Source organism: Solibacillus ferritrahens (assembly GCF_037027585.1).
Classification (GTDB): Bacteria; Bacillota; Bacilli; order Bacillales_A; family Planococcaceae; genus Solibacillus; species Solibacillus ferritrahens.
Map to the genome: position 1 here is coordinate 1 of NZ_JAXCLE010000027.1, position 17,679 is coordinate 17,679.

Consider the following 17,679-nt stretch of genomic DNA (forward strand, 5'->3'; position numbering starts at 1 on the left):
GAAAAAGAATAAAAAGAGACGAAGAAAAGAGGCATTTTTCATTCAAAATCGAATGAAAAATGCCTCTTTTGTGTTGAAAAACGAAAACGTTCTAAAAAAACGAAGGTTTTTCAGTGCCCTCGTTTAGCACCAATGTAGTTTTCATATTAATTTTCACGCTTAGATTTTTGACCCCAATATTGATACAGATCTGTACGAATAAAACCGTTAAACAATTTACGCTTTTTCGTTGCTTTTTTACCGTAATGTACTTCAAATTCTTCCATTGATGACAGCATGTAAACTGACCATGTCGGATAATTTTGCATCACTTGACCAAATTGGCGGAGCATTTTTTCGATTTCTTCCACTTCACCAATACGTTCTCCGTATGGCGGGTTTGTTACGATAACTCCATCTGTTAGCTTCGTAGTAAAATCTGTAGCCTGCATTTGTTTGAAAGTCAACAAATCTCCAAAGCCTGCTTCAAGAGCATTTTCCTGAGCAATCGCTACCATTTTATGGTCAATGTCCGTACCAATAATGTTAAGTTCCTGATCATAGTTCGCTAAAGTATCCGCTTCATCACGCGCTTTATCCCATATATCCTGTTTCATCCATGGCCAAGACTCGGAAATGAATTCACGGTTATAGCCTGGCGCAATATTTTGGCCGATCATTGCCGCTTCCAAAGCAATTGTCCCTGAACCACAGAATGGGTCTACGAATGGACGGCTTGGAGACCATTTAGAAATTTTCACCAACGCTGCTGCAAGCGTCTCTTTTAAAGGCGCCTCCCCTTGCGTCGTTCTGTAACCGCGTTTATGCAAACCGACACCCGATGTATCAATCGTTAATGTTGCTACATCCTTTAAAATCGAGATTTCAATTTTGAATGTTGGTCCCGATTCATCTAAAAATCCTAATCGCTTGTAGGCTAATTTCAGACGTTCTACAATCGCCTTTTTTGTAATGGCCTGACAGTCAGGTACACTAAACAAAGTCGACTTAACGGACTTGCCTGAAACCGGGAAACTTGCATCCACTGGTAAATATTTTTCCCACTGAACCGATTTTACCCCTTCAAATAGTTGGTCGAATGTTCTTGCCGGAAATTGGGCAACGACGATTTTTACACGGTCTGCTACACGCAACCATAAATTCGTGCGGGCAATCGCCATCTCGTCACCTTCAAAATACACTTTTCCGTTTTCTACTTGTGTTTCATATCCTAATTCACGTACTTCTTCTGCTACGATTGCTTCTAATCCCATCGCTGCTGTTGCTACTAATTTAAATTTTGTCATGCTTTTAAATCCTTCCTTGATGCTCGACTTCCCAAAATTGAATGAAGTCAATTAATTCTTTCATTGGCAATGGTCTGCTGTAGTAATATCCTTGAATAAAGTCACAGCCCATTGACTTTAATAACTCAACCTGTTGGCTCGTTTCCACCCCTTCTGCAACTACTTTCATTTGCAGGCGGTGTGCCATTTGAATAATTGCATCGACAATAGCTTGTTTGTCATCCAGTGAGCATATATGCTGAATGAAGCTGCGGTCAATTTTTAATACATCTAACGGGAAACGTACTAAATAACTTAATGAAGAATAGCCTGTCCCAAAATCATCAATTGATAGCTTAAATCCTAATTGTTTCAGCTTCACTAATTTACTAACCGTCTCCTGTGCACTATTCATAACTGTACGCTCTGTAACTTCGATTTCGAAGCATTGAGCAGATGTATTATTTCTTTCTAAAATTGTCTGGACCGACTCTAAGAAGCTTTGCTGCTGGAAATGGATGCTAGATACATTAACCGCTATCGGAATTTTTGGATACCCTGCCGCAACTAATTTATGGTTTCCTTCACATGCCAAATCAAAAATAATTTCACTTAAAGAAATGATTAAGCCCGATTCTTCGGCATGTTCAATGAATTCTGCGGGTGAAACGAAGCCGAGTTTTTCACTGTTCCAACGCACTAGAGCTTCTATGCCGACAATATCATTTGTTACTGTATTTATTTTCGGCTGGTAGACCAGTGTAAATTCACGATTTTCAATTGCTTTGCGTAATTCACTATCCAACTTCAAAACTCGATTTGAATCAGTTTTTAATGCTTCAAAGTAAAAGGAGAAACAATTTCGCCCATTTTCCTTAGAGTAAGACATCGCACGGTCAGCACGATTTAATAGTTGCTCTGGTGTCATACCGTCCTCAGGATAAATACTGATTCCCATACTCGTTGAAACATAAATGTCTTGATCGTGGATTTTAATCGGTATTTCGAAAGCCCGGATCACCTGTTCAGCGAATTTTGCCGCTTCTCTCGGATGTTGTATGTTAGCCAATGTAATGACAAACTCATCCCCGCCAAAACGAGCTAAAATATCCTTGTTTTTAAGCAAGCTATTTACACGTCTCGCTACTTCCACTAATAGTTGATCTCCAATAGCATGTCCAAGTGTATCGTTAACTTGCTTGAAGCGATCCAAATCCATGAAAAGAACAGCATGTTGAGTGGGTTGTGCTTTTTTTGCGGTCATTTCCAGCAGAACTTTCATTCGTTCGATAAAGGCAAAACGATTACATACATCTGTCAATGAATCATGCAGTGTTCTTTTTTCGAGCTCATCTTCAACAATTTTCCGTTCCGACAAATCCGTAAAAATACCACAGTAATTTGTAACTTCACCAAGTTCATCTTTTATTTCTATTATTGTCAGCCATTCAGGGTATAATTCACCTGTTTTGCGTCTGTTCCAAATTTCACCTTGCCAAATGCCATCTCTCTCAATCTGATTCCAAATATCGATATAAAAAATTCTATCATGTACGCCGGATTGTAAAATAGAAGGCTTTTCACCTTGAACCTCTTCTAATTTATAGCCCGTTACGAATTCGAAAGCAGCATTAATTGATAAGATCTTTTTATATTTATCCGTTATCATAATACCTTCAGCAATATTTTCAAAAACCTTTTCGATTAATTCCTTTGAAAAATGGGACAATAATAGCTCTTGTACATTTGGTCTTTTTGATTCCTTCAATACAACTCACCCTTATTTCCTAATAGAACAATAATTCATTTACCCTGTATGACATAAATGTATGTATTATGTATTTTTTATAAGTAATGATTACTAACTTTTGGTGCTGAATCTTCATTTTGCCAATAATTTTATCTACTAAGAAAGGCTCTCCAAAAAAAATGGAGAGCCTTATTACATGTTTAAGAAAAGCATCAATAATCAATAAGCCATGTTTTGTTCCTAAGTACTCAAACAGCTTTCGCCTCGTACGATTAGGTAGTAATCATCTATCTACGGTCAAAATGACCGTCCCTCCATCCGTTCAATTCCTTCTGGAGAGTGCCCCTACCATAATTTGGGTTTCTCACTCATGGGGTTTACCTCGTTCCACCTTATAGCTTTCACTATAAGCTCCGTCACTGTGGCACTTTCAGGAAGTTTCGTCCATATCTAAAAGACTTAGGAGTTCCTTCCGCCGTCAAGAGAAGCTCTCTTGCCTTACCTTATTTTTTCAGTAAGCACGAACACTACGGGCATCTCAGCACCGTGTGAGCATGGACTTTCCTCTACGATACGAAATCGCAGCGATTACTCGAATATTGATGTATTTATAAATTATACTTTATACTTTTAAAAAATACAATATCGCTATAAATAGTTTAACTATTCGTATAGTTTACTCCCAAAAACATGCTTTTCTAAATTAGAAAGGCGTTTTAAAATATCGAAATTTGTACTATTGGCTGTAGGTGGTGGTGCAACAACCGACGATTTACGCGTAGAGTTAGTCAACTCCTGCTTCAAACGTTCATTTTCCTCTGTTAATGTAGCGATTTTGGCTGTAAATGTATCATAATCTTCACGAATCAAATCCAAAAATTGATCTACCTCGTCCACATTATAGCCTTTCATGCTTTTTTTGAATTCTTTTTCCAATATATAGTCAGCAGTTAATTTAATATCCATTATTCATCGTCCTTCCGTCACGCAACTTCTTTATCTTATTATAGCATAGGTCAGACGTTTCTTACGAATACATGTGTCAAACAAAACGAAAAATTTTTCAGTCCTTGTTCGAATTATTTTTGTTCATTTTATTGTCTAATCGGCCGAGCCTTTTATGCCAATTTCTCTGCTTGTTTAGAAGCTGTGATTCTTTTATGAACGGAATTTGCTGTAACAATTCGAGCCCTTTTTCAGAAAAAACCATTGCTTGTTCATAATCTTTTAGCTGATGTTCATATAAAATTGCTAATTGCTCATATGCCAGCAGCTTTTTTTCACGGGTTATTGTCGGTAATGCAGATTGGAAAGATTCAATTGCTAACTTTACTTCCCCAACCCGTTTTAGCTCATACGCTAAATAAAAATGGGCATAGCCTGTTTCTTCGGCATTGAAGTGTTTTGTCACTTCCTGCAATATTTCCGCACTTGTCTGTCGCTTTTTCAAGTCGCCAAACCACTTTCCGATATTCGTATACGTAGTAGCGGATTCAGTCGAAATCGCATCAAACAATAAATTAGTCGAATGAATGTACAATGTAATAAGGGAGAGTAAATCCCATTCATTATGCAACAGGACTTTCATTAATGTTTCGGCATTGCCGCTTTTTATTGCGTCAAAATAAATGATCGGTGCTAAATGACCTGGAATATCGCCTTTCCGGTAAAACCCAAGCTTATCCTGCTCTACTTGAGTAAGCTTCATACGAGATAAGTCATCTTTCCAAAGTCGCTTTGAACTATGCAATAAGTCAATTTGACGTTGCGTTTTTAACGGTGGCAAATGCTGTTTGTTTAACGTCCAGCGTACTTGCAGCTGTGGCCAATCAAAACTTTTCCCATTATAGGAAACAATCGTGGCATCTTTCTGCCATAATTTCGATTCAAATAGGAACGCTACTTCGTTTGATGGGTCGGACAAAACGTATTGCGTAAGAGTAAATTGTTCCTCTTCCTCATCAAATTGTAAAAAGCCTAATAAAAAGATATGCGTCCCTGCACCTTTAAGACCGGTCGTTTCCGTATCAAAAAATACAATCGTCTCCTGCTCGTCAATCGCAAACGGGTGGTCATCAGCTTCATATTTCCACCGTTTCAGTGCATTAAAAAGTTCGCCAAGTCTATAATCTCCGTGCTTATAATCTAGGGAGTAGTGTACTTCCCTTTTAAAAAGCATCCCAAATTCATTTTCAACCCACTTTAGTCCTGCCTGCTGCCATTGTTCGCTATAAAATGGTGGATCCGGTTTTATGAAAGTAGGCTTTTCTTGTTTTTGCCCTGTTTTTTTACCAAGCAGCTTTTTCATTTGTAAGAGCTTATTTTCATACGACATGTCTTCACATCATTTCACTTATTAAAATATCCAAAACTTTTAAAACTTGTTTTTTGCTTTCTCCTATACTATCTTGTGCTCCGATACAGGATGGACAACCTTGCTGACATGGACAGTTCGTCACATGTTGGGCAGTTCGTTCAAGTAAGGAAAGCAATATATCATACACACGTTCACTTAAACCGATTCCCCCTGGATAGCTATCATAAATAAACAACGTTGGCTTTTCATTGTGTACTGCCTTTACTTGAGGGACTACTGATACATCGGATCGATCACAATGAATGAATAGCGGAATGAAACTGCCCATCGCATAGGCTGCACCGGTTAAAGCATCCGTTAACTGCTCCTCAGTCCAATCATACGGTAATTCAAAGCTCATCCATGTTGCATTTGTATGCATTTCCATTGGTGGAATCGATATTGGACCTGAACCGATATTATCATGCGTATTAAATCGAATTTTTTTGAAAATGGTTGGAATTGCTAAAATGCTGACATCACCAAAGCTTACAGTAGCATTTTTAAAAGGTGCAGATTTATCTTCACTTAATACTTTTAACTCGACAGCTAAATTAGCATCAGTAAAGTAATCAACATCCACTTCACGTACAAATGCTTTTTTCTCTTCCCAATCCAATTTTTCGACTTGGAACTGAAGGCCCTGATGTAAATAAATCGCCTCTTCATGCAAAAGCGTCATTGCGCTATACGTATCCATTTCTCCGATAACTTTTGTATTTGCCGGTGTTGAAATATCAATAATAACGACATTTTCCTGTGCCGCTGAGCGTAAGGATATTTCATGAGCCGGAAATCGGTCACTCATCCAATGCCATTTAGTGCTTGTACGCACGAGTACACCTTCGTCTTCTAAATAGGCGAGTAATTCCTGTATCTCAAATTCTCCATAACTATCATCCATTGAAAAAGGAAGTTCAAATGCAGCACACTTCAAATGCTCCATCAATATTAGAATGTTTTCGGGATTAATACGTGCTTCTTCAGGGGAACTTCCGAGTAAATAGCTAGGATTTTGTACAACATATTGATCCAATGCTGTAGATTGGGCGACATATACTATAAGAGCCTCATCCTGCCGTCTCCCTGCCCGCCCTGCTTGCTGCCATGCACTGGCAATGTTGCCCGGGTATCCTGTCATAATGCAAGCTTGTAATTGACCTATATCTACGCCCAGCTCAAGTGCATTTGTACTAACAACCATTTGAATCGAACCGGAACGCAAACCTTTTTCTATTTCACGTCGCTCGCTCGGCAAATAGCCCCCACGGTACCCTTGAATGGACTCATCCATTATTTTTTTGGACGTTAGCGATTTTAAATAAGTTACGAGCATTTCGACACGCACTCTTGATTTCGCGAATATAATCGTTTGAATACCTGCTTCAAACAAACGCTTTGAAATGTCACGTACCTCCAATACCGCGCTTCGTCTAACTCCAAAAGTTGGATGTACAATTGGTGGATTATAAAAAATAAAAGTTTTCTTCCCTACAGGTGCTCCCGATTTTTCTATTAGCTCATGCTTACTATTCGTCAAACTTTCCGCAAGCTCTTTCGGGTTTTTAATCGTCGCACTTGTACAAATAAAAATCGGCTTACTTCCATAAAATTCACAAATACGTAGAAGCCTTCTTATGACGTGTGCAACATGTGAACCGAAAACGCCTTTGTACGTATGTAATTCATCAATAACAATGTACTTTAAGTTTTCGAAGAGTGAGACCCATTTCGTATGATGCGGTAAAATACCCGAATGCAGCATATCTGGGTTGGTCATCACAATATGACCGGCTTTTCTTATTTTTTGCCGAATACCAGGTGCGGTATCTCCATCGTATGTGTAGCTTAAAATATCTTCTTCCATTAATTCAATCAGCTCATTTAAATCTGATTTTTGATCCTGGGCAAGCGCTTTTGTCGGGAACAAATAGATTGCTCGGCTCGATGGGTCTTCCAAAATCTTCTGGAGAACCGGTAAATGATAACAATATGATTTTCCAGAGGCGGTCGGTGTAATGGCAGTAAAGTTCTTTTGCTGTTCGGCAAAGTCATACGCCTGGCGTTGATGTATATAAAGCTGATGAATGCCGCGCCCATGCAAAGCCTTGACGATTGACGGATGTAAGCTTGACGGGAATTGTGCATACTGTGCCTGCTTTTCTTCAATTGTATGCATGGCCACTATATTTTGTTTTAATTCCTCATCATACTGCCATTCCTCGACAAGCTGTGAAATCGTTTTTTTCTTACTGAACATCGTCTTCACCTTCCTCAATCTTGGAAACGAGTAGCTTTAATGTATATTGAGCGGATTGGATCGACTGGATAAAACGTTTTTTGCTCGTCCCTTTATAAAAAGACTGTACAACAAATTGCTCCATCGCATCTGCTGCATGGTCAATTTGCTGTACATATAAATTTTTAGGATACGTGCTTTTTATCCAATGAGCTGCAAGTTGCTGCCAGTTTTGAATGCGTGTATGGACGATGTCGACATGGGGTTTGACATCATTAAAAAAGTCAGGCTCCATGTCCAAACGTCGCATTTCCTGGAAACGTTGTAAACACGCTTCACATTCATCTATTAATGTATAAGTCTCTTCTAATAATTGCATAAAAAGCACCTCGAATGATTTCGTCTGTATTATCGTTTAGTGTATCAAATTCTCATCGATAGTACTACTTATATGCGAACACGTATTCTTTACTTGACTCTTAATTTCTGCTAAGCTAACTTTTTGAGAAACCATAATTAAATTTGTTAAGTGCTCGATCTTAATCCTTAATTGTTCTCGTTCCATTTGCAATGATAATAACGTTTCTGCCATTTCAACTTGTTCGATTAAGCGTGATAATTTCGACATATAATGCCCCCTTTTCACAATGATTCTTGCTTTTTTCTTAGAATCCTTGTCATGTGGCAAAAATAGTGTTCATTCGGCAAAAGATGTTATAATTTGCATAGCTTTTTTAAAATTATTAACGAGTACTCTGTTTATGATACACTATTAAAGTATTATTTCTGCTAGGAAAGAAGGTGATTCCATGGTCATTCGTTACCCAAATGGAAAGCTCTATCAAAGTGCGCCTAAGTTGGAAAGTACTCAAGAACCTACTGAACATTCAACGGTTGCAAAAGAAGCAAAGAAAAGGGCCATTTCCTACAGTAACCGTGGAAAAAGCTTAGAAGATGACCTAAATGAAACAAATATGTTTTATTTACAAAGGAAAATGGCAAATATACACAAGAAACCTGTTCCAATTCAAATCGTCAAAGTAGATTATCCGGCAAGAAGTGCTGCAGTAATTAAAGAAGCTTATTTCCGCACCCCTTCTACAACGGATTATAATGGCGTATGGAATGGTTATTATATCGATTTTGAAGCAAAGGAAACAGATAATAAAACATCCTTCCCATTAAAAAACATCCACCCTCACCAAATGACCCATATGGAATCGGTGACAAATCAACGAGGAATTGCATTTTTCATCATACGGTTTAGTTCATTAAATCGGAATTTTGTCATGTCCTATAATGATGTAGCCCTGGCATTTCAAAAGATGCATGAGGGTGGCAGAAAATCAATACCATTAACCGTTTTCGAGCAACAGGCTATCGAAATTAATGAAGGCTATTTACCAAGGCTCGATTATTTAGATGCGGTCAAAAAGTTAATCGCAATCGGGAATGTTTGTGAAAGTGAGGAGAAATAAAGTGACGGAAAAAAGAAAAACACGCGAGGAAATTAAACGCGAACGTCAGAAAAATAACAGATCGGTAAAAACAAAAACTTCAGCTGGCAACTGGGTTAAGCGCATTGTAATGGCAATCGTTCTAATCGGTGCTTTAGGCTTTTTAAGTGGTGCTGCACTATTTGGATATTATGTAAGTAAAGCACCCGAACTAGATGAGGAATTACTGAAAGATCCTATTTCATCTGAATTTTACGATGTAAATGGTGAACTATTCGCTACAATCGGAGCAGAAAAACGTAATTTTGTAAAATACGAAGATATTCCACAGCAAATGATTGATGCGATTATCGCAACAGAAGATTCACGATTCTTTGAACACTTCGGAATCGACTTTTGGCGTTTAGGTGGTGCTGTCATAGCCAACGTCCGGGACGGATTTGGGGCGCAAGGTGCCAGTACGATTACACAGCAAGTTGTAAAAAACTCATTCTTTACAAATGAGAAAAAGCTGGAACGTAAAGCACAGGAAGCTTGGCTTGCGATACAATTAGAGCGTAAATATAGTAAGGAAGAAATTTTTGAAATGTACTTTAATAAAGTACTAATGTCTGGCAGAATTCATGGTTTCGGTACAGCAGCTAAAGAATTTTATGGAAAAGAATTAAGTGAATTAACGTTAGCAGAATCTGCTCAATTAGCAGGTATGCCGCAAAGCCCTAACAATTTCAATCCATACAAAAAGCCGGACCGTGCTAAAAAACGCCGTAATATCGTATTATCACTTATGGTTCAGCACGATAAAATTACCGAAGCAGAAGCTGCAGAAGCAAAAGCGACTCCTGTAACAGGAGGTTTAATTCCTGAGGAAGATCGTGTCGCAAACAGCACAACAAAATATCCTGCCTTTTTGGATGTGGTTATGTCTGAAATAGAAAAAAACGGCGATGGTGAACTGCTTTCAGAAGGTATTAAAGTATATACAACATTGGATCCGAAAGCACAAGCAATTGTAGAAGATTTAATGAACAATGATAGTAACTTCCCTACTGAACAAATCGAGGCGGGCGTTGCAGTTATTGATACACAAACAGGTGAAGTTCGTGCGATCGGTGGAGGTCGTAATTATACAGGATTTAACTATAACTACGCAGATGATTTACAAGATCGTCAGCCTGGTTCGACATTAAAGCCTTTAATCGATTACGGTCCAGCTTTTGAATATTTAAAATGGTCAACAGGTGAAACAACGGTCGATGAAGAAATGACTTATAGTGGTTCAAAACAAGTTATCGGAAACTGGGATGGAAAATATTTAGGGACAATGACTGTACGTCAAGCACTTTATACGTCACGTAATATTCCAGCCGTGAAAACTTTCCGCGAAGTTGGTCCAGAACGGGCACAACAATTTTTATCAAACTTAGGCATTCAATCAAAAGGATTGACTGAATCAGAGGCAATTGGCGGTGGACGTGTAAACATTTCACCTATCCAAATGGCCGCTTCCTATGCAGCATTTGGTAATAACGGTATTTACAATACTCCACATTCTATTAACAAAATTGTATTCCGTGATGGTAAAACATCAAAAACATATAAGCCAGAATCTAAACCTGCCATGAGCGATTATACAGCCTATATGGTAACTGATATTTTACGAGACGTAGTAAGCAACAAAAAAAATGCATCTGCACCGCGTGCAAGCGTTTCTGGCGTTGATATTGCAGGTAAGACAGGTACAACAAACTACTCTTCCGATGAATTTAAAAAATATAATCTGAAAAGCAGTTCCGTACCTGATACATGGTTTGCTGGTTATACAACCAACTATTCAATCGCCATTTGGGGTGGTTATTCAAAACGTAAAGATGCCATTACGACATGGGAAGAGCGATGGTTGCCGCAAACTTTATTTAAATCAATTATGACTGATTTAAATCAGCATAATCCATCATCAACATTTAAACAGCCAAGTTCTGTTGTATCAGCTTCGGTTGTCATTGGGTCAAATCCATTAAAGCTTGCTAATGAATATACACCTGCCAATCAGCGTACTACAGAGTTATTTGTTAAAGGAACAGAGCCTACTGAATATACAGAGGAATTTGTACCTCAAACATTAGAAGCGCCAACTGGTTTACAAGCGACATTTAATGATGTGGCACAGCTTGCTGATGTAACTTGGTCACACCCATCACAAAATGCTGAAGATGGGGATACGAATACACAAGATCCAATCACATATGAAGTATCAATGGCAGTAGATGGCGGTTCTGCAACTGTTCTATCAGTTTCAGGCGAAACCTCTCTGCAAGTACCAAATATTGAACGTGGAAAAGAATATACATTTACAGTTACAGCCATTTCTGGTGATCTACGGAGTGAACCTGCTTCTGTAAAACTATTCCTTCCAGGACCACCAGAGACTGAAGAGCCTGAGGACCCGAATGATGAGGTTGAAAATCCAGGTAGTCCGGAAAACCCTTCACAGCCAGACAATGGCAACGGGAACAACAACGGCAATCAAAATCCAGGCAATGGGAATGGAAATAATGGGAATGGGAATGGGAATGGGAACGGCAATACAGTAGAGCCAGAGTCACCAAACCCTGAAACATCACCACCAAATCAGCCTACCCCGCCTCAACCAGGCGGTGGCGAAACAAGTCCTGAGGATTCAGATGACGATTAAATTTTAAAAAAGACTGACTGGGACGGTTATAATCAGTTCTAGTTCACAAAAAAAGAAATTGCACTTTGCAATTTCTTTTTTTGTGTTTTATTGTATAAATTGAAAACCCCTTGCTATGCGAGGGGTTCCAAAAAGCTTTTAGCTATGGACAGAAAAAAAACTCCAGTCGTACAATAAAGTTGGGTCTGATCAACCAACTACGTACGAAAGGAGCACCAATATTGGATAATAAAAGTTTAGCACATACAACATGGAATTGTAAGTATCACATTGTTTTCGCGCCAAAGTATAGAAGACAGATAATCTACAATCAAATCAAGACCGATGTAGGAAAAATTTTACGACAACTATGTGAGCGAAAAGGTGTGGAAATTATAGAAGCAACGGCGTGTCCTGATCATATACATATGTTAGTAAGTATACCGCCGAAATTAAGTGTTTCATCATTTGTGGGGTATTTAAAAGGGAAAAGTAGTTTGATGAGTTTTAATCGTCATGCGAATTTGAAATATAAATATGGCAACCGAAAATTTTGGTGTAGAGGATACTATGTGGATACAGTTGGAAGAAATCGAAAAGTAATTCAAGAATACATCAAAAATCAATTGCAAGAAGATATCCTCGAAGATCAAATGACGATGAAAGAATTCATTGACCCATTCACAGGAGAAGAAATAAAACGAAGTAAAAGATAAGAAAGGCCGCTTTAGCGGTACGTGAGGAAACGTAGTGCGGTTGGCAGACCTTTCAGAATGTCTTTAGACATGGGCCAGTAACCCAGCGTTTCACGCGCAGAGCAAACCACCAGTTATACTGGTGGTTTTGATTTGAATAATATCGAGTTGTTCGTAGTGAAAGTGGCGACTCCCAGGAGATAAGCACGTGGGAGAGCGCAAGGAAAGCGTCCGCCGAAACGTAGAACAACGCTACGAGGCAGACACAAAATAAAGCCATTCAAATTTCATTTTGTTCTAACCTCTTCTATAATTGTAGTTATTACTTTTTCACTCTCAGTCGGGCACAGCGCTTTTTCGTTTCTTTAAAAAGCTCATCCAGCTGTCGATAACATGCATATTGACCAGGACGCATTTTAACAAACTGCAAGCGCTCCATACCATTAATCGGCATAAGCTCATACACATTTTGCTGAGAGAACGCTGTATCTTCCGTTATCGAACTAGTCATGAGAAATCCTTCAAAAAGTTCTATCCCTTTTTGCATAAATTGTATAGCCGAACCATCACGACGTTCATGGGCATTATGAATATCCTCACGTATCGCTTCCCATTCTTCATACCAATGATCGACCATTTCTTTTGAAATCGCTTCTGTATTAACTAATATCATACTTTCACCAAACCTTTTTTCAAGCGCTTTTGTCCTTCACGACAGTCATCCAGCAGAGGGCACGTTGCACAGCCTGGGTTTTGCGATTTACAATGATAGCGTCCGAAAAATATAATTTGATGATGAGCACGGCTCCATCGTTCCATCGGTGTTTTTTTCATAATCGTTTCTTCAACTTCCAACACGCTGTCTTTCCATCGACAAAGACCTAATCGTTTAGATACACGCTCTACATGTGTATCAACTGCCAATGCGGGAATATCAAAGGCAACAGATAACACAACGTTTGCAGTTTTACGTCCAACACCAGGCAATGTGACAAGCTCTTCCCGTGATGCTGGGACTTCACCTCCATATTCATTTAGAAGACGTGCACACAACAATTGAATATTCTTTGCTTTATTACGATAGAGTCCGATTGAACGAATATCATTTTGAAGTTCCTCTAGCGGTACATTTAAATAATCTTGAGGTGTTTTATATTTTTGAAATAATTGTTTTGTCACTTTATTGACGAGGACATCGGTGCATTGTGCCGATAATAATGTAGCGATTGTTAGCTCAAATGGATTGTCATGCACTAATTCACAATGCGCATCAGGATACATTCGGTCCATCTCGTCTAAGAAGTAATTCCATTTCACTTTTGTTAACATAGTAAATTAAGCGTCCTCCTATTCTCGCTCCTCTAACCAATTATAAAATGAGACTTTTTTAGTTTGCTGAGTTGGTTCCTGTTGTTTTATTGGATGAGTGGATGATGGCGACATCGTATTTTTACGGTATTGCTCACTATGCTTCTCGATTTGAGCAAGTGTCTTTATATTTCGTTTTTTCCATTCGATTAAAATACGATCAATATAACGCAAATTGACCTTATCTGCGAGTACCGCTTCCTTTAATGCTGCTTTAATAATTTCTGGACTATGTTGATCCAAATCCATCCACATACCGATTGTTTCAATTTCCATAGGTGAAAGTAAACGACCCAATTCCTGCTCAAATAACTGGAAAATTTTTGCCTCGTCCAATTTAGTAGCGGATGTATGCTGTTGCTGTTCTTTGGATTGCAATAAATCCAAAAGCCGCTCCCATAATGGATAGATTGAATATTTTTCAGTAATTCGTCCAGAATCATCATTACTTTGAGAAATTTCGACACAGCCTTTTTGCATTAAGCGTTGTAAAATTTGAGAAATAGCCGTTAATTGAAAATTTGTCCTTTGCATTAAGTCATTTGGTGTTGGAAAATCGATTCCCTCTTGTTCAAAGCTTAGTAAATGTAAAACAATCAATGCTTCATCATCTTGGATGTTCAATTCGCTATAATGTTTAAAAAATAATTGTGGAATAGTAACTTGTAATTGCTCCGTCCAAACGCGGATTCGATTGAAATTTGTTGACATTGCTGAATCCCCCTTTGTTCGCTCGTAACGACAAAACGCCCGGTTATATTCCGGACGCTTTCTCAAATATAAGATATAAAAATTTTATGGGTATAAACGGTTTAATAAACGTGGGAATGGAATTGCTTCACGGATATGCTCAGTTCCGGAAATCCATGCTACTGTACGCTCTAAACCTAAGCCGAAGCCTGAGTGAGGTACTGCACCTTGTTTACATAAATCTAAATACCATGCATACGCATCCAATGATAAGTTATGTTCTTCCAAACGGGATTTCATTAGCTCATAATCATAGATACGTTCAGAACCGCCGATAATCTCACCATAGCCTTCAGGAGCGATCAAGTCTGCACATAAAACGACATCATCGCGCTCTGGGTGTGGCTGCATATAGAACGGTTTAATACCGATCGGGTAGCATGTAATGAATACCGGCTTGTCAAAATGGTTGGCAATTGCTGTTTCGTGTGGTGCACCGAAATCATCACCCCACTGAATATCATCAAAACCTTGCTCATGTAAAAACTCGATTGCTTCATCATATGAAATACGTGGGAATGGAGCTTTCACATTTTCCAATTTTGATGTATCGCGGCCAAGACGCTCTAAATCAAGCTTACAGTTTTTCAGAACAGATTGTACGATATGTGACACGTATTGCTCTTGTACTTCCAAACTTTCATCATGCTCGACAAATGCCATTTCAGGCTCAATCATCCAGAACTCGATTAAGTGACGGCGTGTTTTTGACTTTTCTGCACGGAATGTCGGACCGAACGAGAATACTTTTCCTAATGCCATTGCAGCAGCTTCCATATAAAGCTGACCTGATTGAGATAGGAACGCATCTTCATCGAAATATTTTGTATGGAATAGCTCTGACGTACCTTCTGGTGAAGAGCCAGTTAAAATTGGTGGGTCCATTTTCGTAAAGCCGTTTTCATTGAAGAATTCATATGTTGCACGAATAATTTCATTACGTACTTTCATAATGGCATGCTGCTTGCGAGAACGTAACCATAAGTGACGGTTGTCCATTAAAAATTCCGTGCCGTGCTCTTTTGGTGTAATCGGATAGTCGTTTGCCGCACTAATCACTTCAATACCTGTAACATTCAATTCAGCACCGAATGAAGAACGATCATCTGCTTTTACTTCACCAATAACATATAGTGATGTTTCTTGCGTCATACCCTTCGCTACTGCGAACAGTTCTTCTCCAACTTCCTCTTTTACGACAACCCCTTGCGCAAAGCCCGAGCCGTCACGTAATTGTAAGAAAGCTAATTTACCGCTTGAACGTTTGTTTGCTAACCAAGCGCCGATTTTTACTGTTTCGCCAATATTATTTGGCATATCTTTAATCATAATTTTCTTCATAAAGTCCTCCAAAAGTTAAGCTACAGCTGTTCTTAATCTTGCCACTTTGCTTTTACAAAGGCTTCGATTCGACGAACTGCTTCTTCTAATAATTCTAAAGATGTTGCGTAAGATAGACGAATTGTTGCAGGCGATCCAAAGCCTGAACCTGGAATGACTGCAACATTTGCTTCAGTCAATAAAGCCGAAGCAAAGTCATCGACGGAAAGATAGCCTGTTTTTGCTGCTGTTTCCGAAACATCAGGTAATAAGTAAAATGCCCCTTGTGGCTTTAATACTTTTACTCCAGGAATTGCCGCAATTTTTGGGAATATCACTTCTAAACGTGATTCAAAAGCTTGTCTCATCTTCTCTACTGTTTCTTGGGATCCGTTGTATGCTTCAATTGTTGCATATTGGGCTGTTGTTGTTGAGTTTGAAGTAGAATGGGAAGCTAAGTCGGTCATCGCCTTAATAATAGCCGCATCACCTGCTGCATAACCAATTCGCCAGCCTGTCATAGAATGGGATTTTGCCACACCATTCACAACAATCGTACGCGCCTTAATGGCATCCGAAATTTGCGCAATTGAATAATGCTCTATTCCATTGTAAACAAGCTTTTCATAAATTTCATCTGAAACGATTAAAATATCTTTTTCTTCTGCTACTTTCGCAAGCTCTGCCAACTCTTCCTTCGTATAGATCATGCCAGAAGGATTTGATGGAGAGTTAATAATGACCGCTTTTGTTTTTTCTGTTATAGCATCACGCAATTGCTGCGGTGTAATTTTATAGCTTTGCTCCTGAGTTCCTTCTACATAAACAGGAACACCACCAGCCAGCTTCACTTGTTCCGGATAGGAAACCCAATAAGGGATTGGTATAATTACTTCATCCCCTTCGTTCAATATAACTTGGAACAATGTATACAGAACGTGTTTAGCTCCAACACCAACAATAATTTCATTAGCTTTATATGTAAGGCTGTTGTCGCGTGCCAGTTTATCAATGATTGCCTTTTTTAATGCCGGTAAACCACCAGCTGGCGTATACTTTGTATATCCTGCATCCATCGATTCTTTAGCAGCAATTAAAATATTTTGCGGTGTATTAAAGTCAGGCTCCCCTGCTCCTAAACCGATGACATCAATCCCTTGCTCTTTTAGCTCCTTCGCTTTAGCTGTTATGGCCAAAGTTGTTGATGGTGTTAAAGTTTTTACACGATTTGCTAACAATTGTTTCATGTTGCTCTCTCCTCTACAAATTCAATATGCGCTTCCACCATTGTCCGTCTTCAAAAAGAAGATAAACATAATTCAAGGTACCGGATTCACTTTTGTATGTTATTTCCCAAACTGGACCCGGTTCCTCAAATCCTAACTTCATATGAAGAATTTCTTTTGCATCTGTATCATCTTTAAAGACAGACATTGCCTGTTCCTCTGTTAGACCATCTGCTAAAAATACTTCTTGCATTGAATTCTCTTCTAAACTCATCGGGACAAATACTGCTTTTCCCTTCCCATACTCATCCACTCCAAATACAGTGACATAGGGCTTATTCCCATTGTATACATAGGAATTCTCAACAACAGCAAGTGCTTTCGTATCTAGCACAAGACTTTCCGCTTTTTCTTTAATTTCATTGAACGGGGCATTGGCTTTCCAAAATACGAACACTGTAATGACAAGTGACAACGATAAAACAAAGACAACCGAAAAGAGAATCCAGTTTTTCATAACTGCACCATGCGATTCGATTTCTTTGTTCGTACATTAAATTTACTTGTACGTCGTTTAAA

Annotated in this window: 16 protein-coding genes and 1 other RNA gene; 3 read left to right on the forward strand and 14 right to left on the reverse strand. The window is 38.8% G+C overall.

Annotated elements, in window-relative coordinates; all coding sequences use genetic code 11:
• Positions 1-146: 146 nt before the first annotated feature.
• From SNE38_RS17565 to SNE38_RS17600, 8 genes are all read right to left on the reverse strand, one after another.
• On the reverse strand, positions 147-1,286 hold the full coding sequence (locus SNE38_RS17565; RefSeq protein ID WP_191705295.1) for a THUMP domain-containing class I SAM-dependent RNA methyltransferase: 1,140 nt from the start codon (positions 1,284-1,286) through the stop codon (positions 147-149).
• A 4-nt stretch (positions 1,287-1,290) separates the two neighbouring features.
• On the reverse strand, positions 1,291-3,033 hold the full coding sequence (locus tag SNE38_RS17570) for a putative bifunctional diguanylate cyclase/phosphodiesterase (RefSeq protein ID WP_191705296.1): 1,743 nt from the start codon (positions 3,031-3,033) through the stop codon (positions 1,291-1,293).
• Positions 3,034-3,233: 200 nt separating this feature from the next.
• Positions 3,234-3,615, reverse strand: an RNA gene (gene rnpB, locus SNE38_RS17575) — RNase P RNA component class B.
• A 63-nt stretch (positions 3,616-3,678) separates the two neighbouring features.
• Positions 3,679-3,981, reverse strand: coding sequence for a cell division regulator GpsB (gpsB, locus tag SNE38_RS17580; protein WP_191705297.1), 303 nt, complete (start codon positions 3,979-3,981; stop codon positions 3,679-3,681).
• 97 nt (positions 3,982-4,078) lie between these two features.
• On the reverse strand, positions 4,079-5,350 hold the full coding sequence (locus tag SNE38_RS17585; RefSeq protein WP_336047014.1) for a ribonuclease H-like domain-containing protein: 1,272 nt from the start codon (positions 5,348-5,350) through the stop codon (positions 4,079-4,081).
• A gap of 4 nt (positions 5,351-5,354) precedes the next feature.
• A complete protein-coding gene (locus tag SNE38_RS17590; protein WP_336047015.1) occupies positions 5,355-7,631 on the reverse strand; it encodes a DEAD/DEAH box helicase in 2,277 nt (758 codons plus the stop codon).
• Complete coding sequence (locus SNE38_RS17595; protein ID WP_191705300.1) at positions 7,621-7,989, reverse strand: YppE family protein; 369 nt, start codon at positions 7,987-7,989, stop codon at positions 7,621-7,623. The genes SNE38_RS17590 and SNE38_RS17595 overlap by 11 nt, the downstream gene beginning before the upstream one ends.
• Before the next feature lie 36 nt (positions 7,990-8,025).
• Complete coding sequence (locus SNE38_RS17600) at positions 8,026-8,238, reverse strand: molecular chaperone (RefSeq protein WP_191705301.1); 213 nt, start codon at positions 8,236-8,238, stop codon at positions 8,026-8,028.
• 181 nt (positions 8,239-8,419) lie between these two features.
• On the opposite strand from SNE38_RS17600, the gene recU reads away from it, so the two are divergent.
• From recU to tnpA, 3 genes are all read left to right on the forward strand, one after another.
• Entirely contained in the window at positions 8,420-9,088 is a 669-nt protein-coding gene (gene recU / locus SNE38_RS17605; RefSeq protein WP_191705302.1) for a Holliday junction resolvase RecU, read from the forward strand.
• Between the two features lies 1 nt (position 9,089).
• Complete coding sequence (locus tag SNE38_RS17610) at positions 9,090-11,762, forward strand: PBP1A family penicillin-binding protein (RefSeq protein ID WP_336047016.1); 2,673 nt, start codon at positions 9,090-9,092, stop codon at positions 11,760-11,762.
• A 221-nt stretch (positions 11,763-11,983) separates the two neighbouring features.
• Positions 11,984-12,457 carry an IS200/IS605 family transposase gene (gene tnpA / locus SNE38_RS17615; protein ID WP_336047017.1) on the forward strand — a complete coding sequence of 158 codons (474 nt, stop codon included), beginning with the start codon at positions 11,984-11,986 and terminating at the stop codon, positions 12,455-12,457.
• A gap of 301 nt (positions 12,458-12,758) precedes the next feature.
• Here tnpA and SNE38_RS17620 read toward each other — a convergent pair whose 3' ends face one another.
• The 6 genes from SNE38_RS17620 to SNE38_RS17645 all read right to left on the reverse strand — a co-directional run bounded on the left by SNE38_RS17620 (position 12,759) and on the right by SNE38_RS17645 (position 17,617).
• The gene (locus tag SNE38_RS17620) at positions 12,759-13,109 is read right to left on the reverse strand and encodes a YpoC family protein (RefSeq protein ID WP_191705137.1); all 351 of its coding nucleotides are present in this window, start codon (positions 13,107-13,109) and stop codon (positions 12,759-12,761) included.
• A complete protein-coding gene (nth, locus tag SNE38_RS17625; protein WP_336047018.1) occupies positions 13,106-13,765 on the reverse strand; it encodes an endonuclease III in 660 nt (219 codons plus the stop codon). The genes SNE38_RS17620 and nth overlap by 4 nt, the downstream gene beginning before the upstream one ends.
• Before the next feature lie 18 nt (positions 13,766-13,783).
• A complete protein-coding gene (locus SNE38_RS17630; RefSeq protein ID WP_191705139.1) occupies positions 13,784-14,515 on the reverse strand; it encodes a DnaD domain-containing protein in 732 nt (243 codons plus the stop codon).
• 84 nt (positions 14,516-14,599) lie between these two features.
• A complete protein-coding gene (asnS, locus tag SNE38_RS17635) occupies positions 14,600-15,895 on the reverse strand; it encodes an asparagine--tRNA ligase (RefSeq protein ID WP_336047019.1) in 1,296 nt (431 codons plus the stop codon).
• 32 nt (positions 15,896-15,927) lie between these two features.
• Positions 15,928-17,121, reverse strand: a complete 1,194-nt coding sequence (locus tag SNE38_RS17640) for a pyridoxal phosphate-dependent aminotransferase (protein WP_336047020.1) — start codon at positions 17,119-17,121, stop codon at positions 15,928-15,930.
• A 13-nt stretch (positions 17,122-17,134) separates the two neighbouring features.
• Positions 17,135-17,617, reverse strand: coding sequence for a cell wall elongation regulator TseB-like domain-containing protein (locus tag SNE38_RS17645; RefSeq protein ID WP_191705142.1), 483 nt, complete (start codon positions 17,615-17,617; stop codon positions 17,135-17,137).
• Between the last annotated feature and the right edge of the window lie 62 nt (positions 17,618-17,679).